This window comes from Streptomyces yerevanensis (assembly GCF_000716805.1).
Taxonomy (GTDB): Bacteria; Actinomycetota; Actinomycetes; order Streptomycetales; family Streptomycetaceae; genus Streptomyces; species Streptomyces flaveus.
In genome coordinates this window covers 90,752-110,507 of record NZ_JNWJ01000002.1, presented here as the reverse complement: position 1 = coordinate 110,507, position 19,756 = coordinate 90,752, and the positions used below count along the sequence as shown (strand labels likewise).

Below are 19,756 nucleotides of genomic sequence, written 5' to 3'. Positions count from 1 at the left end.
CGCCTCCGGCGACCGGGTCCGAGGTGGTACGCCATCTCGGACCCGGTGCCAAGCCGGTCCATGACCGGCCTGGTGACGGAGTGGATGCCGGAACGCGCTCGGCCCGGAACCGGTCGTCTCCGCCCGTCAGTTGATCAGTCGGTCTTCTCGCCGCCCTCGGCCAGGATCCTGTTGCGTACGCCGGCGAGGGCTCCCGCCATCGCACCCGCGGGCCTGCCGAAGGTGGTGGCCGAGAACTGAGCGGGGCCGGTCTTGGCGGTGAAGGAGTGCGGGTAGGCGAACTCCCGGAGTCCTTCCTCGCCCTGCTTGCGCCCGTAACCGCTGTCGCCGCGACCGCCGAAGGGCACCGCGGGATTGATGGAGAACACCAGGGCGTCGTTGATGCTGGTCATTCCGACGCGGAGGCGACGGGCGATGGCTCCGCCGCGGTCGCGGCTGAAGACGGCGCTGCCCAGTCCGTACCGGCCGGCGTTGATGTGCGCGATGGCCTCCTCGGTGTCGGTGACCTTGACGACGGCCAGCGTGGGCCCGAACGTCTCCTCCGTCGCCGCCAGGGCGTCGGGGGTCACGCCGACGAGGACGGTGGGGGTGACATAGCGCTCCCCCACTGCCTCGATACCACCGACAGTGGCTGTCGCGCCGCGCTCGAGAGCGTCCTGGATGTGCTCCCGGATGATCGGTACCTGGGTGGGCAGGGGAACCGGCCCGATCTCCGCGTCCTCGTCGCTGCCGACGCGTACCTGCTTGGCGAGGTCGCTGATCTTCTCGACGAACTCGTCGTGAACCGACTCGACGACGTAGGCCACTTCGAGACTGATGCAGCCATGTCCGGTGTTCTGCAATGCGCCCCACACGACGTGCTTGGCGGCTTCGTCCAGGTCTGCGTCCTCGGCCACGATGACGCCGTCCTTTCCGCCGAGTTCGAGCAGTACGGGGGTCAGGGTCTGCGCGCACTGGGCGGCCACCGTCTTGCCCGTGTTGACGCTGCCGGTGAACGCGAGCTTGTTCAGACCGGCTTCGATGAGTGCCTGGCCCGTGGCCCCGAACCCGTTGAGGCACTGGAGGACGTTCGGGAAGTCGGGAACCGCACGCTGCCAGGTCCGGGCGAGCCACTCCCCGATGCCGGGCGTGATCTGGCTGGGCTTGAGGATGGCGGCGTTTCCGGCCGCGATCGCCTCGATCAGGATGGCCCCTGGCGTCAGCAGGGGGAAGTTCCACGGGCCGATGACACCGACGACGCCGTAGGGCTGGTATTCGACCCAGGCACGCTGGTTGGGCACGGTGGGGCTGCCGGGGAGCTCCCGGCGTCCCAGTACGCGCTCGGCGTTTTCGATGGCGTACTGCACGTGCTCCAGAATCCCGAGCACCTCCACGCGGGCCTCGTCGAGAGGCTTGCCGTTCTCGGCGTGAATGAGAGCGGCCCCCTCCTCACCGCTCACGGCCATCTCCCGCCGCCAGGCGCGCAACCGCTCCGTGCGGCCCTCGAATCCGAGGTCCCACCAGGACCCGGAGGCCGAGCGGGCGGCAGCAACGGCCGTGGCCGCCTCTTCCTTGCCCGCCGCGGGGTACCGGGCGAACTCGGCCCCGGTGGCCTGGTCGATGGTGACCACCTCGCTCCCGTCCTGTCCGATGACTCCGTCACGCGTGATCGTTGGAGTGTTGTTGGTCACGGGTTTCTCCCACTTTCTTGCGACCGCCTGCGCCCGAGCAGCACCCCCGAGGGCGATGGCAGGTGACGGACGCGGTCTTCGGCGCGGTGAAGGGCCACTGTGTGACAGCGGGTGCGCGCCGACGTGAATGACTTCAGCGATGGCTCGAGGGCCGAGCAAGCACCAGAATATCAACCAAGCTGGCTAGCATCAACCATTTGATAGCTAGAAAGGTTCTTGCGGCTCAGCCGGTCAGGTCAAGGGCGGCACGAACGATGCTGTCCGCATCGAGCCCGTGACGGCGGTAGACGTCCTCGAGCGATCCGGACTGCCCGAACCGGGTCACGCCGAGGGAGGAAACCGGCACACGGTTGACGGTGTCCAGGAAGGCCAGGGCGCACGGCGGGCGCCACAGGCCCGCTCGAGACCGAGCGATGGACAGTGGCCGAGGAGACGGCGGGAGACAGCCGCCTGCCCGCCAGTCATGCCCCCCCATGTTCGCGGGCCCATGTAGCGAGCCGCGAGGGTGGGCTGATTACCACCCGCGACCAGAGCGGTCACTAAACATGGACAGGAATCAAACGCTTTACGCTCTTGAAGTGTCGTATTCTTCTCGCGTGATACGGAATGACAAGGAGCCCGTCGGGCCCGACGCACTTGACCGGGCGACCTGGGCGCTGCGCCGCGCGGAGCTGGCGGTGCAGACACTCAAAGAGCAGCGGCTGCGCCCCCTGGGCATGGCGGCGGCGCACTACACGCTCCTGATCTCGGTGCATGTCGAGCCGGGACTGACCGGCGCCGAGCTGGCCCGCCGCCTCAACGTGACCCCACAGGCCATCGCCTCGTTGGTGGCGCGCCTGGAGAGCCGCGGACAGTTGGAGAGACGCGACCATCCGCGTCACCGGCATGTGCAGGAGCTGCACCTCACTGACGCCGGGAGGGAGGCGCTGCACGCGGCCGACAAAGTGATCGCCGACATCGAGATGCAGATCACCGATGGTCTCGGCCCGGACGAGACCGCGCAACTGCGGGGTCTGCTCGACCGGGTGGCCGAGACGGTTCGCGAGGCCTGAGCCCGCGGTCCCGTCGACTGAGCTGTTCATTCACTTAGCTATTCACTCACTTGAACACAATCAAGCGCTTGACCAGCACCCATGTGTCGTATTCTCGCCGCGTGACACAGGATGACGAACGGCCGATCGCTGCCGACACGCTGAACCGGGTGACCTGGGCGCTGCGGCGGGCGGAGTGGGCTGTGCAGGCCCGGAAGGATCAGCGGCTACGACCTCAGGGCATCGCGGCCGCGCAGTACGCCCTGCTGATCTCCGTCCATAACCATCCCGGCCTGACCGGCGCGGAACTGGCCCGCCACCTGAACGTCACCCCGCAGGCAGTGGCCTCCCAGGTGGCCCGCCTGGAGGGCCGGGGCCAACTGGAACGTCGGCCGCACCCACGCCACCGCCACGTGCAGGAGCTTCACCTCACGGACGCCGGCCGGGACTCCCTGCGCGATGCCGATGCCGTGATCGTGGAGATCGAAGAGCGGATCGCCGAGAAGCTGGGGACCAAGAAAGCCGCACAGCTGAGGGCACTGCTCAACGAGGTGGCCGACGTGGTCCGGGAGGCGTAAGACGGCAGGCTCGCCGGCCCTCGATTCCCTCGACCTCCAGATACTGCAAGCGCTGCAGCTCGACGGGCGCGCACCGTTCAACCGTATCGCCGCCGTCCTCGGAGTCTCGCCACACACCCGGAGGCGCATTTCGCGTCCGCCACCACCGGCCAGGCCAACATCGTCGTCTCCGTCCACTTCCGGAGCCCCGACGAGCTGTACACCTACCTGAGCGAGAAGTCGGCCGCTCCATGCCCGAGGTACGACTCGGTCCGGTACGTCCTGCTGCCTTCCTCTCATCCACCGCCTGCCCGGTGTCGCCCGCGTCGCCGCCATCGCGAAGCCCGACCCGGACCTGGGGGACGGGTGTGCGTGGTGGTGGTCGTCGAACCGGGCAACGACCTGACCCTCGAATCGGTCCGAGCCTCCCTCACCGCGACGCAGGGGGCCCGCTACAAACTCCCCGAGGACCTGCTGGTCATGGACGAACTTCCGCTGACGAAGATCGGCAAGATCGGCAAGAAGCGTCTGCGGGATGTCGTCCGTGGCAAGGCAGACTCCGCCGAAGCGGTGTGACGGCGTTCGCCGCCGCAGAGGGCGGGCCGACGACGTTGCGGTGATGCTGCCGCTTCCCCTGAGGGAGTCAAAGCTGCTTTGCCGGTCCTCTGGCAGTACCTGGGGAACAGCTCCAGGTACTGCCATCACCGCCGACCCGTCCCGGCCGTCGGACCAGCAACGGGAAGCGCCCCCTCACACGTCGTGTGCGTGGCGAACGGCAGCCCGGAATCGGGGAGCGATCATCATTCCCCTTCGCAGACGCCCTCGACAGCGAACTTCTGGTACAGGTGCGGGTAGGCGACGGTGCCAGCAGGGTAGCGCTCCAGGTGCGAGGCGAACTCCGGCGTGCCGAGCGCTGCACGGAGGTGCTCGGTGGATTTCCAGACCGCGACGTTGGTGAAAAGCCGGCTGCCGCCGATGCCCCGGTACAGCTGCACCGAAAGAAGGCTCCCCGACTTCTTCATGTACTCCGCGTCGTCCGCCCAGGCGGCCACCACCTCGTCCTCCATACCTTCCGGGGCGACAAACGTGTTGATGACAGTGACCGGGCCGGCCTTCTCCTTCTGCTGGTCGCGGAAGGCGGTGGACTCGTCGAGGTTGCCGAACTTGAGCATGATTCCTCCATGAACTCGAGGGGAAGTGGGTCTACGAACCCACAGAGATTCAAGTGATCCGGGGCCGGGAAGTGGCCAATTTCCACCACTAGGGCCTGTAGTGAGTCGCGATCATTGGGCGGTCCGGGTGAGGGGCCCCGCCGCTGTTCGCTGCGTGCCCCGCCCGTGGTGTGCTTTCAGGCGTTGTGCTTGCCGAGGAAATCGGTGATGAGCTGCAGCCACTCGTCGGTCCGTTCCAGCATCGGCAGGTGGCCGGTGGGGATTTCCGCGAGGTGGGCGCCGGGGATGGTCTCGGCGAGGTGGCGGTGCAGGGCGGGGGAGGTGAGCCGGTCGTCGGTGGTCGAGATGACCAGGGTGGGGGCCTTGAGGCCAGCGAGGTCGTCCCGGACGTCGACCTGGCCGACGAGGTCGGTCTGCTCGGAGCTGCCGTCGGCCGCGCCGGCGGCGACGTAGCCGAGGGTCTGCTGCAGTTGCTCGGACGGCATCGACTCCAGTGCCTGGCTGCCGAGGGCCATCAGGAGCTGGAATTCGGCGAGCAGCTCGCGGTCGCCGGACGCGGCGATCTTGCTCCAGACCGAGGAGGCGAGCGCGAGCCGGTTGTCGCGGTGCCCGAAGGCGGCGGTCAGGACGAGTGCGCTGACGCGCTCGGGGTGGCGGGTGGCGGCGCGGATGGCGACCGGGCCGCCGAGGGAGTAGCCGGACACGGCGAAGCGGTCGAGGCCCTCCGCGTCGGCGGCGGCGATGAGCTGGTCGGCGAGGTCGTCGACGGACAGCGGGGTGGTGGAGCGGGGGGTGTCGCCGCTGCCGGGGTAGTCGATGCCGACGACGGTGTGGCGGGCGGCGAGGGCTTGCAGGACGGGGCCGTAGGTGTTGGCCAGGCTGCTGCCGGCGCCGTGGGCGAGGAGCAGGCCGGGGCCGGAGCCGAGGCGCGTGCGGGCGAAGGTGGGCTCGAGCAGGTTGCGAGGTGACATGGCCGTCTGCCTTTCGAATGCTACCGACACACAAGAATCATCCAGCGCGTATGATTACTCTTCATGTGTATCACACGTGGCGTATGATTTGGGTTGTGACGCTAATCACGCACGGCGTATGATTTGTCGATAGGGTGGCGGCATGAAGCAGCCCCTCCATCGCCGTCAGCCGACCCAGGGAAACCCGCGCGTGCAGCGCACCCGCAACCGCGTGCTGGCCGTCGCCCGAGAACTGCTGCCTCAGGTCGGACCGGCCGGGCTGACCTATGCCCTGCTGGCCGAGCGGGCAGACGTCACCCGCCAGACCCTCTACCGGCACTGGCCCACCCGAGCCGCACTGCTCTTCGACCTCATCCTCGAAGGCCCCGACCTCGGCACCTACCCCGAACCGGGCACAGACGTGCGCGCCGTGGCAACCGCCTGGCTGAAGAGCCTGCGCGCCGGCGTCGGCGTGCCGGCCGTGCGCACCGCGGCCCTGGCCGTCGCCGCCCAGGCCGACCACGACCCCGACAGCGCCCAGGCACTCGTCCGCATCGGCAAAGACCGCCACACCGACTTCAACAAGCTGCTGGAGCCTTCAGGCGTCCAGATCAGCGACGACGAGTTCACCCTGCTGTACGGGCCCGTCCTCGCCCGCCTCTTCCTCGACCGCGGCCAGGTCACCGACACCTTCATCGACACCGTCGTCACCCAGTGGCTCACCACCCTGCAGCACGCCGACACACACCAGAACTCCCAGTAGCAGTCACCGAGAGCTCTTGACAAAGGCCAACCGGAACAACCGCGTTCAGGCAGCGAAACGGACTCGCGTCAACCCGTCATCGCCACCCCCATCGAGTCGAGCCTCGCCACACCGCTGCCGCGCGCTACCGCACACCCCGCATGGCCGCCATCCAGTGCCCGCGTCCGCACGTGGAGCGCCGCCAGGTGCTCCTGGACGTGCTCGTCGACGTCGGTTGGCCGATCGTGCCGGCGTGGTCGACCACCGACCTGAGCGAGGGCCCTGCTCTGGTACGAGGCTCTCGAAGGCACGGGCGTTGAGGGCCGTCGAACTGAGGGCCGCCGAACTGAGGGCCGTCGAACCTCGAGAACAGGCAGCACACATCCGCACTGTTGGATCGCCGCTTCACCCGCACCCGGTCACGGCGGACGCACCCAAGAACTGACCACCTACTCCTGACGGACCCGTCCGAGTAAGTCTCGCGTTCGTCGTACCGGTCGGGTGGCAGCGCCTTCCGCGTCAGTTTCCTCAGGATGGCGGCCGGGGGCGGCACCTGAATCCGGAAGAAGCACGTGACCGCTGCAGGAAGTGGGCGCCAGTCCGGCGATTGGCTTCATGGAAGCTTCATGCGCTGAGCGGTACGTGCTTTATGAGGCGGCTGTTGTCTGGCGGTCATGCACGCACTCCTCGTCTCGCCGGTGGACACCGTTGATCACCTCGCTGTGCGGCACCTGACGACGGCGGTTGACGCCGCGCTGTCCGGTTCCGTTGTGATCGGCGCGTTCCTTCGGCTGGAGTCGGCCAGGCACGTGGACCCCGTTGGGCCGGCGGTCGGCGATGACGCGCTGCATGAAGGAACCGCCGGCCTGTTCACCTGGGTGGGGGCAGCGCCGGCGGGGTGGGCGGCGCTGCTCGCGGGTCCGCTCTACAGCCGACTGCCGGCCGACGCGGCTACGTAGGCGCCATGGGTTCCCACGCATAAACGCCGGATCGACCTGTTGGCGGTGACCGGCCCGGCCGAGGAGCGACTTACCCGCTTGCACTCCCCGATCGGCCTGGACCGCGCGCACGCCCGCGCGTGGAGGCAGCGGTCTCCATTACGGCGGGGACCATCGCCGTCCTGCGCAGGCCCTGCCCGGCCTGGCGACGGCGCCGTGACGCACGCGCATACGACCTGACTCGCACACAGAATGAAGAGGGAACTGGAAATGAACCTGCGACGGAACATCTCGCGTCGAAGGATGATCGAAGGGGCATCGGCCGCTGCACTTGTCACGGCGGCGGCGGCCACGGTGCCGGCTGCCATGGCCAGTCCGGAGGCGGCGCCGTCCGGTCCGGGGCTGCCGAAGGGCAACTGGCGTATCGATACCCACGCGCACTACTCCCCCGACGTGTACAACGACTACTTGGAGCGCTACGGCCTCCTCGGCGCCATTACCGGGGCGTACGGTCCGTGGTCGGTCGATCGGCACCTGGCCTTCATGGACCAGTACCGGATCCAGGCCAGCGTCCTGTCGTTCGGCGACCTCCAGGTCACCGTCGGCCCGGTCGACGACCGGCGCGCCACCGCCCGCGCGGTCAACGACTGGGCCCGCGACCTCGTGCAGACCCGTGGTGACCGGTTCGGGATCTTCGCGGTCACCCCGATGCCCGACATCGAGGGCTCGGTGGCCGAGGTGGACCGCGCACTCGGCGAACTGGATCTCGACGGCATCTGCCTGCTCACCAACTACAAGGGCACCTACCTGGGGGATCCTTCCTTCGCACCTCTGTACGAGATCCTCAATGACCGCGGTGCCTACGTCTACGTCCACCCGACGGGTCCGGATGTGAACCCGGCTCCGAAGCTCTGCTTCGGCCCCGACATCCCGGCCGGAAACAACGTCTTCGAGTACACGTTCGACGCGACCCGTGCGATGACGAGCCTGATCTACAACGGTGTTCTGCGGGACTACCCGAACATCCGCTGGCACTTCACGCACAGCGGCGGGGCACTGCCGTTCCTGGCCTACCGGCTCGCGACACGGCACTCGGCCTTCCCGCCATTCAATGAGGTGCTGCCGGAAGGCCCCCTCACCTACATCAAGCGGATGTACTTCGACGACGCACAGGCGTTCACCGCCGCGCAGTTGGAGCCGCTGTCGTCGCTGGTGCCCGACAGCCACATCATGTTCGGCAGCGACTGGCCGGCGACCCGCCATCTCTACGCGGCCGACAATGTCGAGACGATGCCCTTCCTGAAGGGCAGCCTGCCGCTTCTCAAGGCAGGCGACCCCGAACCGACCGTCGATGAGGTCTTCAGTCGGCGCCAGCGGATCGCTCTCGAGCGGACCAACGCCCTCGAGCAGTTCCCGAAGCTGCGGGCGCGTATACGCCGCGCCGGCTCGCGCTGAGCCGCGACCGCACGCCGAGCCCGCCGCCCGCGCCCCGCCGACGGGGCGCGGGCGGCGCTTGGCAAGCCGCCTGGTCGAGGTCCGTTCGCACACGGTCTCACCGGGGCGGGCGAGGCGCAGGCGGCTCCATGGAGCCCCCGATGAACCGCGTAACGATCTGAAGGAACGTGACAGTGGAACAGACCATGATGGCGGTCCGCCTGTTCGAACATGGCGGGCCCGAGGTGCTCAAGTACACAGAGGTGCCGATTCCCGAGGTCGGCCCCGACGACATCCTGATGCGCGTGCACGCCACGGCCGTCAACAGTTGGGATCTCCGGTACCGCGCGGGCAACTTGCCACAGCCTCTCCCGGGACGGCCGCCGTGGCCTCTGCCGTTCCAGCTCGGCCGGGACGCTGCTGGTGAAATCGTCGCCACCGGCGAGAACGTCACCAGGTGGCGCCCCGGCGACAGGGCGGTGCAGCTTCCGCACCCGCCGTGCCGTAACTGCGCCCTGTGCGTACGGGGGCTCGAAAACCTGTGCGTCGACACCGCCTACCCCGGACACCAGGTCTTCGGCGGATACGCCGAGTACGTCGTGCGTCGCCAGGACGCGATCCTGCCCATCCCCGACGGCGTCGACTTCGGGACAGCCGCAGCCACCATGTGGACCTACACCACCCCGCTCAACTGTGCGCGGCAGGCACCCGTCGGTCCCGGCGACACGGTGGTCATCACCGGCGCCAGCGGCGGGATGGCGATCGCCTGCGCCCAACTGGCGAAGCTGAGCGGAGCCACCGTCATCGGCACCACCACCAAGCCGGACCGCGACGAAGCGCTCAGGAAGCTCGGCTACGACCACATCCTGCACTCCACCGATCCCCGACTGCCGGCACAGGTCAGGGAGCTGACGCACGGTCTGGGCGCCGACGCCGTCTGGGACTGTGTCGGCGGCAACGACTTCTTCAAGCTCTCCCTTTCCTGCACACGGCTCGGCGGCACGGTCATCGTCCTGGGCACACCGAGCAGCCAGGGATCCCGGCTCGAGCTGGACGCACTCGCGCTCATCGGCCAGCAGGTGAGGATCGCCAGTGTGCGCGGCGCGACCTGGCGGGACCAGCAGCTGTGCCTGGAGCTGCTGGCGGCCGGAAAGATCAACCCGATCATCGACCGGGCCTACCCCCTGGCGGAGGCGGCCGAAGCCCACTCGTACCTGGAAAGCCAACGACAGGTCGGCAAAGTGCTCCTCCTGCCATGACACCCGGGTCGATTGCTGACATCCGCAGAAGGCGCGGTCAGCGCGCCATCGTCACGGCTGCCGGAAAGAGCAGCCCGCTCTGTGCCGGCCACCTCATCGAACTGCTCGACGACCCGGCGGCCCGGCGCCGGATGGGCGAGGCCGGCCGGGAGATCGTCGTCAGCCACGACATCCGCCGTACGCTGGCCGCGTTCGAGGCCCTCTGTCTCCACGCCGCCGGTCACCCCGCGGCTGCGACGGCCCTCCCCTTCCCCTCCCCATCTCGGCGATGGAAAGCGAGCACGATGAGTACGCAGCGCGTTCTGGTCGTCGATGACGAACCCAAGATCCGCATGACCGTGCGCGGCTATCTGGAGGCGGACGGGTTCCACGTCATCGAAGCCGCGGACGGACCGTCCGCCCTGCAGGCGGTCACCCGTGACCGGCCGGACCTGGTGGTGCTCGATGTGATGCTCCCGGGGCTGGACGGATTCCAGGTCCTGCGCCGCGTCCGGGAGGCGAGCCAGATCCCGGTGATCATGCTCACCGCCCGGGACGAGGAAGTCGACCGGCTGATCGGCTTCACCACCGGCAGCGACGACTACGTCACCAAGCCGTTCAGCCCCCGCGAACTGGCACTGCGCGTGCGCGCGATCCTGCGGCGCGCCGACAACCGGCCCGAGGCGGCCCACGAGGACGGGGTGCTGCGCTTCGACGGCCTGAGTGTCGATCCCGAGACACGGACCGTCCTCGTCGACGCCGACCGGACCGTGGAGTTGTCCGCCCTCGACTTCGATCTGCTGCTTGCGATGGCCCGGGTCCCCGGGCGGGTCTTCACCCGGCGCGGCCTGCTGGCCCAGGTGTGGGGCGAGGACTTCTTCGGCGACGAGCGCGTCGTGGACGTACACATCCGTACCCTGCGGCGCGCGCTGGGCGACGACGCGAGCGCACCGCGGTTCGTGGGCACCGTCCGCACCATCGGCTACCGGTTCATCGGGCGCCCCGCCTAGCGGCCAGGAAGGACACCCGCCCATGCCGCCCTCCCGCTTCCCGGCCTACCACAAAAGTCGTGCGCGGCTGCGCCGACTCCAGGAGCGTCTGTCGCTGCGCAACCGGCTGGTGCTCTCGCACGTCATGGTGCTCCTCCTGGCACTGCTGGCCATGGCGGCGATCAGCGCGCTGATCGAGGTGTGGCTCGGGTTTGACGACATCGAAGGCGACGTGGTCCTGCAGGTCGGTCTTTTGTTCGGAGTGGCCGCGGCTTTCCCGGCGTCCATCGCCCTGTCCCGGTTTCTGCTGCGTCCGCTCGACAGGGTCCGCGCCGCCACGCACCGGCTCGCCGAGGGGCACTACGACGACGTCCTCGAAATCCCCAGCGAGCCGGGCCTGGCAGCGCTGGTCGAGGACGTGAACAGGCTGGCGGCAACCCTTGCCGACACCGAACGCCGCCGCGCCCGGCTGATCTCCGAGGTCGCCCACGAGATGCGGACCCCCATCACCATCCTGCGCGGCCAGATCGAAGGCATGGCCGACGGCATCTTCGTCCCCGACGACGCGATGTTCGCCTCGCTCGCCGACGACCTGGACCGGCTGCAGCGCCTGGCGGGCGACCTCTCCAGCCTGTCCCGGTCGGAGGAGGGCGCCTTCGCTCTTCACCGCAAGCCCACCGACGTGGCCACGCTGGCACGGGCCACAGCCGAACGGCTGCGCCCCCAGTACGACGACCAGATGGTGACCCTCAGCATGGACGCAGGCACCCCTGTCGGTGCCTTCTGCGATCCGGACCGGATCACCCAGGTCCTGGTGAACCTGCTCGGCAACGCACTGACCGCATGCGATCGGCACGGGCATGTGGCGCTGTCCGTGCACAGCGACCCGTATCCCGGGCACCACGTGATCGTCCGCATCGTGGACGACGGCATCGGCATCTCCGCACACGACCTGGAGCGCATCTTCCACCGCTTCGAACGCCTCGAGCATCCCGGCCGCCCCGCTGCCGCCGGCGGCAGCGGCATCGGCCTGACCATCGCCCGGGGCATCGCCCGAGCCCACGGCGGAGACATCGCCGCCGAATCGCCGGGACCGGGCAAGGGAGCGATGTTCACCCTGCGCCTACCGCAGGAACCCGCCCCAGGGACCGACACGGCTGAGGTCTCCCACTGACACCCACGTGTCACCGACGCGGAGCGACGTCCCGGTGGGCGCCCGCAGCCGATGTACCTACACCGCGACGCGGAGGCGGAGCGGCTCGACAGATCCGCAGCTCACAGCCCTCTCGAGTCTGTGGTCAACCCTGCTCGAGCACGGCGAGCGACGACGAGCGTCACCCCACGGTCGTTGCCGTCGGCAGCGGCGTACCGCGGTCGTGGTACACGCAGTGACCGCCGTAGGGCGACGCGAAAGGCGACCGTCTTGCAAGAACCTTGAGGCCTAAACAACCCGGAGGTGGATTGTGATCGAGGTGAACGGCCTCAGTAAGAGGTACGGGGACAAGCTCGCGGTCGACGCACTGAGCTTCACCGTGCGTCCTGGAGTGGTGACGGGCTTCCTCGGGCCCAACGGCGCGGGCAAGTCGACCACGATGCGGATGATCATGGGCCTTGACCGGCCGTCGTCCGGCACGACGCGTATCAACGGCCGCCCGTACGAGCAGCACAAGGCCCCGCTGCAGGAGATCGGGGCCTTGCTGGAAGCGAAGTCGATCCACCCCGGTCGTTCGGCCTATCACCACCTGCTGGCTCTGGCGGCGAGCAACGGCATCGGCAAGCGGCGGGTGCTGGAGGTGATCGACATGGTCGGGCTTACGGAGGTGACCCGCAAACGTGCGGGCGGCTTCTCACTGGGCATGGGGCAGCGGCTGGGCATCGCCTCGGCGCTGCTCGGTGATCCGCAGGTCGTCATGCTGGACGAACCGGTCAACGGCCTTGACCCCGAAGGGGTGTTGTGGATCCGCAACCTGTTGAAGGATCTCGCGGACCGGGGCCGGACGGTCTTCGTTTCCTCTCACCTGATGACCGAGATGGCGTTGATCGCCGAGGACCTGATCGTGATCGGACGGGGGCGGCTGCTGTCCGCCGGTCCGCTCGCCGAATTCATCGCCGGGTCCTCCAGCCGCAGCGTACGGGTGCGCTCACCGCAGGCCGCGGACCTGCGTGCCCTGCTGCTGGGCGACGACGTCACGGTTTCGACCAGCGAGCCCGGTGTACTGGACGTCACCGGACTGGAGGCGGCCGAGATCGGTGAACGCGCCGCGGCCGCCGGCGTGGTCCTGCATGAGCTGTTCCGTCAGGAGGCCTCGCTGGAAGAGGCGTTCATGGAGCTGACCCACGACTCCGTCGAATACCACGCCACCACCGCGGAGCCCGTCACGACGGGAAGGACGAACCGATGAGCACCACAGACCTCGCCCCGCAGGACACGAACAGGACGGAACGCCGGTCGGCGGACCGTCAGCGGGTCACCTTTCCGCGGGTCGTCCACATGGAATGGATCAAGCTGCGGTCACTGCGCTCGACGACCCTCACGCTGGCGATCACGGTGGCCCTCCTCATCGGCTTCGGCCTGCTGTTCAGCAGCGTGGTCGGCTCGGGAGAGGGCCCCGACCAGGAGGACTTCAGCGACCCGACCTCGATCACCCTGGGCGGCGTGATGCTCGCTGCGCTGGCCACCGCGGTGCTCGGAGTCCTGATGAGCGCCGGTGAGTACGCCACCGGAACCATCCGCGCCACGCTCGCCGCGGTTCCCTCACGCCTGCCGGTGCTGTGGGGCAAGGTGGTCGTCTTCGCCGCGGTGAGCTTCGTGCTCATGTTCATCGCGGCCCTGGGTGCCTTCCTGCTCGGCCAGTCGGTCCTGTCCTCCCGCGACATGGACACCGCCGCGCTGTCGGATCCGGGGGTGTTCCGCGCGGTCATCGGCGCGGCGGTCTACCTGACCGGAGCCGGCCTGATCGGTCTGGCGGTCGGCGCCCTGCTGCGCAACACCGCCGGGGCGATCACCCTCGTGGTGGGCGCCCTGTTCGTGGTGCCCGGCCTGATCCAGCTGTTGCCCAGCAGCTGGAACGACGCCATCGGCCCGTACCTGCCGTCGAACGCGGCGAACGCGTTCATGGCGGTACAGACGGAGAGCGGCTCACTGTCATCCGGGTCCGGACTGGCGGTGTTCGCCGTGTACATCGTGGTACTCCTGGCCGGCGCGGCCGTCCTGCTCAAGCGACGCGATGCCTGAGTCCGATGACTGAGTACATCGCCGCCAGCACTCCGCCTACCCGCTCGTACCCCTCTGGCGTACGGGCGGGTGGTCCCGTCCGCCGGTACAAGGGGACTCGGTACGAGGGGACGGTGCAGCCGTGACCGGCCCGGCGGCGTGGCGACGGGTGACCGGCGTCGAGCCACGCCTGCTGGACGCCGCCCTCGCCGCCGTCGTGGGCGCCGGCGGCCTGCTCTACCTGCTGATCGGACGAGGGCCCGACGGCGAAGCACCGTCAGGTGCCGACGCCGTTGCCGCCGGGGCCGCGGTCCTCCTCCTGCTGGCCCGCCGACGGGCACCGCTTCCCGTCCTGGCGCTGACGGTGCTCGGCGAGACCGCCTTCACCGTCCTCGCCTCCCGTCCATCACCCGTGCTCGCCGTCACCGCGTTCATCGCGGTCTACACAGTGGCCCGTACGGTCCGGCGTCGGACCGCGGTGATCGCCGCCGCCCTCACGGCCACCGCACTGTACGTCGTCGTCGCCTATCCGATGGACTCGGCCTCCGACCCGGAGGGCGGTGCCGTGTTCGCCTGGGTCGGCACGTTCGCCGCTGTCGGGGGCACCGTGCGCACCTGGCGCGACTACACGGCCGCGATGGAGGAGCGGGCGCAACGTGCGGAGGCGAGCAAGGAAGTGGAGGCCCGTCGCCGGGTCGCCGAGGAGCGGCTGCGCATCGCCAGGGAACTCCACGATGTGGTCGCCCACCACATCGCCCTGATCACCATTCAGGCGGGCGTCGCCGGACACTTCCTGCGTGACCGGCCGGACCGGGCAGAGGTGGCACTCGGCCACATCCGCGAGGGCGGCCGCACGGTGCTGGACGAACTGGGCTCGCTGCTGCACGTACTACGACAGTCCGGCGACGACACAGACGAGACGGACGAGGCGCAGCCGACGGAACCCGTGCCCGGTCTGTCCCGCCTCGGACGGCTCATCGAATCGCTGACCGCCGCCGGGCTGAGCGTCCGCCACCGGCAGGCCGGCCGACCGCGCCCCCTGCCGACCGCCGTCGATCTGGCCGCCTACCGCGTCATCCAGGAGGCGTTGACCAACGCCCACAAGCACGGTGCCGACGCCGTGGCTGACCTGCTCGTCGACTACCACACCGACGCGCTGCACATCGAGATCTCCAACCCGGTACGCACCGGCCCGGTCCCGGACGCCCAGGGCACCGGCCACGGGCTGACGGGCATGCGTGAGCGCGCCCATGCGGTCGGCGGCAGCTTCCACGCCGGAGCGGGCGCCGACGGTCGTTTCCGCCTCGACGTGCGTCTGCCGCTGCCGGAGACCGAAACACCGGCGGATGCTCCGGGCGGATCTGCCGCAGAGCCGGCTGCAACGACCGCGCAGGAGAGACCCGCATGACCATCCGTGTTCTGCTCGCCGACGACCAGACCCTCGTCCGTGTCAGCTTCCGCATGATCATCGAGTCGGAGCCGGACCTGGAGGTCGTCGGTGAGGCGGCGACGGGTGACGAAGCGGTCAGGCTGGCCCGCGGCACCCTCGCCGACGTCGTCCTCATGGACATCCGGATGCCCGACATGGACGGCCTCGCCGCCACCGGCGCCATCACAGCCGACGACGACCTCGCAGGCGTACGGGTGTTGATCCTGACGACCTTCGAAGCAGACGAGTACGTCTTCCAGGCGCTGCGTGCCGGGGCCAGCGGCTTCCTCGGCAAGGGCGTGGAGCCCACCGACCTTCTCGACGCCATCCGTCTGGTCGCCCGGGGCGAGGCGTTGCTGTCGCCCAGGGCGACCAAGGCGCTGATCGCCCGCTACCTCGCCGTACCGGACCCCAAGGGCCCTCCGGTGCCGGAACTGACGAGCCTGACCGAACGCGAGCGCCAAGTGCTCGTCCTCGTGGCCGCCGGCCTCTCCAACGACGCCATCGCCGAACAGCTCCACGTCTCGCCCTGGACCGCCAAGACCCACGTGAACCGCATCATGGCCAAGCTCGGCGCCCGGGACCGCGCCCAACTCGTCGTGATCGCCTACCAGACCGGCTTCGCTCGGGGCCAAGGGCCGGTACTCTGACTAAAATAGTCAGTCTCTCTGACTCTTAGGTACTCAAATTCAGTCAGAGTGTCTGACGATTCCCGAGAAAATTGAAGGAGGCCTGGCCGCATGACCGACCAGCTCGACATCGGGTCCCTGCTCTTCATCGCCTACCGGGCGATGGGTGACCGGGTCTTCGCCGCCATCACCGAGGCCGGGTACGACGACGTCACCATGGCGCAGTTCAAGCTCCTGCAGCGCATCAACGCCGACGGCACCCGCCTCAGCGAACTCGCCGAAGCGACGCAGGTGACGAAACAGACCGCCGGCTACCTGGTCGACCAGCTGGAGGCCGGCGGATACGTGGAGCGCCGCCCGGATCCCACGGATGCCCGCGCCCGGCTGATCCGCCAGACTGGCAAGGCACAGGCCATACACCCCATCGCCGTTGCGGCGATCGCCGAGATCGAGGCCGAGTGGACCGCCCACCTCGGCAAACGTCGCATGGACCAGCTCCGCGAGGGTCTCGCAAGACTCCGCGAGATCACGGACCCGTACCTCGGCCGGTGAGGCCGTCCATCGCGACCGAAGCAGACGACGGGAGAGGCCGAGATGCCCGAGTACTCGTTGGCCCTCAGCGACGCGGAGATCGAGCGGTACCAACTCATGGCCGAAGCCGCCGAGCGGAGGGAACGCGACCTGTGGGTCGCCGCAGGAGCGGTTCCCGGTGCGCGGATCGCGGATGTGGGATGCGGACCCGGCGCGATCGCGGTGCGACTGGCGAAGACGGCCGGCCCGGACGGCGCGGTGTGGGCGGTCGACCGGGACGGCGACGCGCTGTCCGTCGCCTCCGTCCTTGCCGAGAAGGCCGGGGTGCGGGTGCACACGGCGACCGGGTCCGCCGACGCCACCGGGCTGCCCGCCGGAACCTTCGACCTGGTGATGCTCCGGCACGTCCTGGCCCACAACGGTGGCCGTGAGCAGGCGATCGTCGACCACCTCGCCACGCTGGCCAGGCCTGGCGGCGGTGCCGTGTACCTCGACGACATCGACGCCGACTCCTTCCGGCTGCGCGGAGCCCCAGCGGCGTACGAGGAGATGGACGAGCGATACCGCGAACTGCACCGCCGCCGGGGCAACGACCTCACCATCGGCACCCGGCTCGACGAACTGCTCACCGCGGCCGGCCTGGAGCTCGTCGCCTTCGAGGGGCACATCGATGTGATCACGCCGCCGCCGGGTATGCGCGGTCCGGCCTGGGCCGCCCGCGACGCCATGATCGCCGAAGGCCTGGTCACGCCGGAGGACATCGCCCGCTGGGACGAGGCCTTCCGCAGGGCCGAACACGACGGGCGCGAGGTCAGGTTCTTCGGCGCCAACTTCGTCGCCTTCGCCCGGCGCCCCTGAGGGGCGGGATGAGGCGCTGCTTCCTGGGCGTCTGACAGCTCGGCGTCCGGTCACAGCTCCTGCGAACTTCTTGACGATAGTCAGCGTCTCTGACTAATCTGACCGCAGATAAGTCAGAGATGCTGACTATTTCAGTCAGCGCGTCGTACTTAATTCGCCATGACCGCCAAGGAGAACACCATGAACACCACTCCCGCACACGCCCGCAGGGCCGCCACCGCCGCGCTCATGACCGCGGCCCTGGCAGTCGGCGTCGCCGTGGTGCCCGCCGCCGCGGCCACCCCCTCGTTCGCCGCCCATGACGACCGTTCCGGCGTCAGCCACGGTGAGAAGGCCCGGCTCAGCTACCAGGAGTCCGCCGCCGTCCGTCTCACCAAGGGCGTGTTCGAGCGGGGGGACACCAGGGTCGTCGACCAGTTCGTACAGCCGAACTACATCGCCCACAACCCGCACTCCGCCAACGGCGCCGAGGCCCTGAAGAACCTCGGAGGTTACTTTCACCACCAGTACCCGAACGCCAGGTACAACGTCCAGCGGGTCTTCTCCGAGGGGAACCTGGTGGTGATGCACTCCAACCTCGTCAGGACACCGGGTACCCGTGGCGACGCGGTCGTCGACATCTACCGCTTCCAGGGCGGCAAGATCGCCGAGCACTGGGACGCCTCGCAGGAGGTGCCGGAGACCACCGCCAGCGGCAACGACATGTTCTCCACGCTCAGCCGGCCGCAGACGCAGGAGCCGGGCTCGCGCCGGCTCACCGCGTACAACAAGAAGCTGGTGAGCGCCTACTACGACCAGGTTCTCGTCCGCAAGGACCTGTCCGGCATCGACACCTACGTGGCCGCCGACTACTACCAGCACAACCCCGACATCGAGAACGGAGCCGCGGGAGCGAAGGCCGGGCTGGGGTGGCTCTTCCAGCAGTACCCGCAACTGACGAACACGCCGAAGCGGATCATCGCCGAGGGAGACCTGGTGGCCGTCCACAGCCACTCCGTCCTCGCGCCGGGCGAGCGTGGCAGTGCGGTCGTGGACATCTTCCGCGTACGGAACGGGAAGATCGTCGAGCACTGGGACGTCATCCAGGCGGTGCCGGAGACATCGGCGAACGACAACACCATGTTCTGAGCTATGCCCCGGTCCGCGCGACCTGATCGGCCGCGCGGGCCGGCCAAGGCTCGCGGTGGATGGGGCCGGTGCCGTGCGACAGGGGTCGGCCCGTGCCACGGTTGGCGTGAGCGATGATCTCCGCGGTGATGGAGATCGCTGTCTCCTCGGGAGTACGGGCGCCGACGTCCAGGCCGATCGGTGAGTGCAGACGGGCCAGTTGGTCCTGGGGGACGCCGGCTTCCCGGAGCAGGTCGATGCGGTGCTCGTGGGTGCGTCGGGAGCCCATGGCGCCGACATAGCCGACGGGGAGGGTCAGTGCCAGACGCAGCAGGGGGATGTCGAACTTGGCGTCGTGGGTGAGGACGCAGACGGCGGTGCGGGCATCGGTCTCGGTGGCCGCGAGGTAGCGGTGGGGCCAGTCGGTGACGACCTCGTCAGCGTGCGGGAAGCGGGCGGTGGTGGTGAAGACCGGGCGGGCGTCGCAGACGGTGACGTGGTAGCCGAGGAAGCTCCCGGCCTGGCTGAGGGCGGCGGCGAAGTCGATGGCGCCGAAGATCAGCATACGGGGACGGGGCGCGTGGACGTGGACGAGGACGGTGAGCTGCCGTGGGCATGTACCGTCCCCCAAGCTCTCTGCTTCTCCCCCACCGCCGGCCTCGATCCGGGCCGTGCGGCCCGCCCGCAGAAGCGCACGGGCATGCGCCACGACCGCCCGGTCCTCGCTCTCTTCGCCGAGAGTGCCGTCGTGGGGCCCCTCGTCGGGGACGTGGAGCGTACGGCCGACGAGCTCACCGGGGCCGTCGACGACGTGGGCCACGGCCAAGGGGCGCCCCGCGGTGACGGCACCGAGGGCGGCGACGAGGTGGGGCTCGGCGGCGGGCTCCACGCGCTGTACCAGGACCTCGATCTCGCCGCCGCAGGTCAGGCCGACGGCGAAGGCGTCGTCGTCGGAGTAGCCGAAGCCGGCGCGGGCGGGCAGCCCGCCGTGTGCGAGGACGTGTTGGCACAGTTCGTGGACCGCCGCTTCGACACAGCCGCCGGAGATGCTGCCGACCGCGGTGCCGTCCGTGTCCACGGCCATTGCCGTGCCGACGGGCAGGGGTGCACTGCCACTGACATGGACGACGGTGGCGAGGGCGAAGGGGCGGGCCTCGCGGCACCACTGGTGCAATGTGTCCGCGACGTTCAGCATGGCGGGCTTTCCGTGAGGTGAGTGACTTGGCGGGCCGCCGCCGCGCCCTGGGAGAGGAAACCGCGGCGGCGG

Annotated in this window: 21 protein-coding genes and 1 pseudogene; 17 read left to right on the top strand and 5 right to left on the bottom strand. The window is 69.2% G+C overall.

The genetic code is table 11. From position 1 onward, the window contains the following. Window positions 1-134: 134 nt before the first annotated feature. Both OP79_RS02525 and OP79_RS57995 read right to left on the bottom strand, forming a co-directional pair. Window positions 135-1,670: an aldehyde dehydrogenase family protein gene (locus OP79_RS02525; RefSeq protein ID WP_051744353.1), complete on the bottom strand. Its 1,536-nt coding sequence runs from the start codon at window positions 1,668-1,670 to the stop codon at window positions 135-137. A gap of 223 nt (window positions 1,671-1,893) precedes the next feature. Next, window positions 1,894-2,016 carry a hypothetical protein gene (locus OP79_RS57995; RefSeq protein ID WP_281193094.1) on the bottom strand — a complete coding sequence of 41 codons (123 nt, stop codon included), beginning with the start codon at window positions 2,014-2,016 and terminating at the stop codon, window positions 1,894-1,896. A gap of 250 nt (window positions 2,017-2,266) precedes the next feature. Here OP79_RS57995 and OP79_RS02520 point away from each other — a divergent pair, with 250 nt between their 5' ends. From OP79_RS02520 to OP79_RS02510, 4 genes and pseudogenes are all read left to right on the top strand, one after another. Continuing rightward, window positions 2,267-2,722, top strand: coding sequence for a MarR family winged helix-turn-helix transcriptional regulator (locus OP79_RS02520; RefSeq protein WP_051744352.1), 456 nt, complete (start codon window positions 2,267-2,269; stop codon window positions 2,720-2,722). Window positions 2,723-2,823: 101 nt separating this feature from the next. Further along, window positions 2,824-3,279 carry a MarR family winged helix-turn-helix transcriptional regulator gene (locus tag OP79_RS02515; protein ID WP_051744351.1) on the top strand — a complete coding sequence of 152 codons (456 nt, stop codon included), beginning with the start codon at window positions 2,824-2,826 and terminating at the stop codon, window positions 3,277-3,279. Between the two features lie 10 nt (window positions 3,280-3,289). Continuing rightward, window positions 3,290-3,406 (top strand): annotated as a pseudogene (locus OP79_RS58420) (AsnC family transcriptional regulator); the annotation flags it as partial. Window positions 3,407-3,633: 227 nt separating this feature from the next. Then, the gene (locus tag OP79_RS02510; protein ID WP_157857270.1) at window positions 3,634-3,834 is read left to right on the top strand and encodes a hypothetical protein; all 201 of its coding nucleotides are present in this window, start codon (window positions 3,634-3,636) and stop codon (window positions 3,832-3,834) included. 224 nt (window positions 3,835-4,058) lie between these two features. On the opposite strand, the gene OP79_RS02505 is transcribed toward OP79_RS02510, so the two are convergent. Together OP79_RS02505 and OP79_RS02500 are read right to left on the bottom strand one after the other, a co-directional pair. Beyond that, entirely contained in the window at window positions 4,059-4,430 is a 372-nt protein-coding gene (locus OP79_RS02505) for an antibiotic biosynthesis monooxygenase family protein (RefSeq protein ID WP_033318215.1), read from the bottom strand. 176 nt (window positions 4,431-4,606) lie between these two features. Beyond that, window positions 4,607-5,401, bottom strand: a complete 795-nt coding sequence (locus OP79_RS02500) for an alpha/beta fold hydrolase (protein ID WP_033318214.1) — start codon at window positions 5,399-5,401, stop codon at window positions 4,607-4,609. A gap of 142 nt (window positions 5,402-5,543) precedes the next feature. On the opposite strand from OP79_RS02500, the gene OP79_RS02495 reads away from it, so the two are divergent. From OP79_RS02495 to OP79_RS02435, 13 genes are all read left to right on the top strand, one after another. After that, a complete protein-coding gene (locus tag OP79_RS02495) occupies window positions 5,544-6,143 on the top strand; it encodes a TetR/AcrR family transcriptional regulator (RefSeq protein WP_033318213.1) in 600 nt (199 codons plus the stop codon). A 653-nt stretch (window positions 6,144-6,796) separates the two neighbouring features. Continuing rightward, the gene (locus OP79_RS02490) at window positions 6,797-7,081 is read left to right on the top strand and encodes a hypothetical protein (protein ID WP_033318212.1); all 285 of its coding nucleotides are present in this window, start codon (window positions 6,797-6,799) and stop codon (window positions 7,079-7,081) included. Window positions 7,082-7,426: 345 nt separating this feature from the next. Next, entirely contained in the window at window positions 7,427-8,515 is a 1,089-nt protein-coding gene (locus tag OP79_RS02485; protein ID WP_157857269.1) for an amidohydrolase family protein, read from the top strand. Between the two features lie 173 nt (window positions 8,516-8,688). Beyond that, window positions 8,689-9,753 carry a quinone oxidoreductase family protein gene (locus OP79_RS02480; protein ID WP_051744349.1) on the top strand — a complete coding sequence of 355 codons (1,065 nt, stop codon included), beginning with the start codon at window positions 8,689-8,691 and terminating at the stop codon, window positions 9,751-9,753. Continuing rightward, window positions 9,750-10,742: a response regulator transcription factor gene (locus OP79_RS02475; RefSeq protein ID WP_342669486.1), complete on the top strand. Its 993-nt coding sequence runs from the start codon at window positions 9,750-9,752 to the stop codon at window positions 10,740-10,742. Before OP79_RS02480 ends, OP79_RS02475 begins: the two co-directional genes overlap by 4 nt. 22 nt (window positions 10,743-10,764) lie before the next feature. Next, window positions 10,765-11,895 carry a sensor histidine kinase gene (locus OP79_RS02470; RefSeq protein ID WP_245685192.1) on the top strand — a complete coding sequence of 377 codons (1,131 nt, stop codon included), beginning with the start codon at window positions 10,765-10,767 and terminating at the stop codon, window positions 11,893-11,895. Between the two features lie 289 nt (window positions 11,896-12,184). Continuing rightward, entirely contained in the window at window positions 12,185-13,123 is a 939-nt protein-coding gene (locus OP79_RS02465) for an ATP-binding cassette domain-containing protein (RefSeq protein ID WP_033318211.1), read from the top strand. Further along, window positions 13,120-13,956: an ABC transporter permease gene (locus OP79_RS02460; RefSeq protein ID WP_033318210.1), complete on the top strand. Its 837-nt coding sequence runs from the start codon at window positions 13,120-13,122 to the stop codon at window positions 13,954-13,956. Before OP79_RS02465 ends, OP79_RS02460 begins: the two co-directional genes overlap by 4 nt. Before the next feature lie 121 nt (window positions 13,957-14,077). Continuing rightward, the gene (locus OP79_RS02455) at window positions 14,078-15,343 is read left to right on the top strand and encodes a sensor histidine kinase (protein WP_051744348.1); all 1,266 of its coding nucleotides are present in this window, start codon (window positions 14,078-14,080) and stop codon (window positions 15,341-15,343) included. After that, window positions 15,340-16,014, top strand: coding sequence for a response regulator (locus tag OP79_RS02450; protein ID WP_033318209.1), 675 nt, complete (start codon window positions 15,340-15,342; stop codon window positions 16,012-16,014). The genes OP79_RS02455 and OP79_RS02450 overlap by 4 nt, the downstream gene beginning before the upstream one ends. A gap of 90 nt (window positions 16,015-16,104) precedes the next feature. After that, a complete protein-coding gene (locus OP79_RS02445; RefSeq protein WP_033318208.1) occupies window positions 16,105-16,545 on the top strand; it encodes a MarR family winged helix-turn-helix transcriptional regulator in 441 nt (146 codons plus the stop codon). A gap of 42 nt (window positions 16,546-16,587) precedes the next feature. After that, the gene (locus tag OP79_RS02440) at window positions 16,588-17,382 is read left to right on the top strand and encodes a class I SAM-dependent methyltransferase (RefSeq protein ID WP_033318207.1); all 795 of its coding nucleotides are present in this window, start codon (window positions 16,588-16,590) and stop codon (window positions 17,380-17,382) included. Window positions 17,383-17,562: 180 nt separating this feature from the next. Continuing rightward, on the top strand, window positions 17,563-18,510 hold the full coding sequence (locus OP79_RS02435; protein WP_033318206.1) for a nuclear transport factor 2 family protein: 948 nt from the start codon (window positions 17,563-17,565) through the stop codon (window positions 18,508-18,510). 1 nt (window position 18,511) lies between these two features. On the opposite strand, the gene OP79_RS02430 is transcribed toward OP79_RS02435, so the two are convergent. Then, window positions 18,512-19,684 carry an XdhC family protein gene (locus tag OP79_RS02430; RefSeq protein ID WP_051744347.1) on the bottom strand — a complete coding sequence of 391 codons (1,173 nt, stop codon included), beginning with the start codon at window positions 19,682-19,684 and terminating at the stop codon, window positions 18,512-18,514. Between the last annotated feature and the right edge of the window lie 72 nt (window positions 19,685-19,756).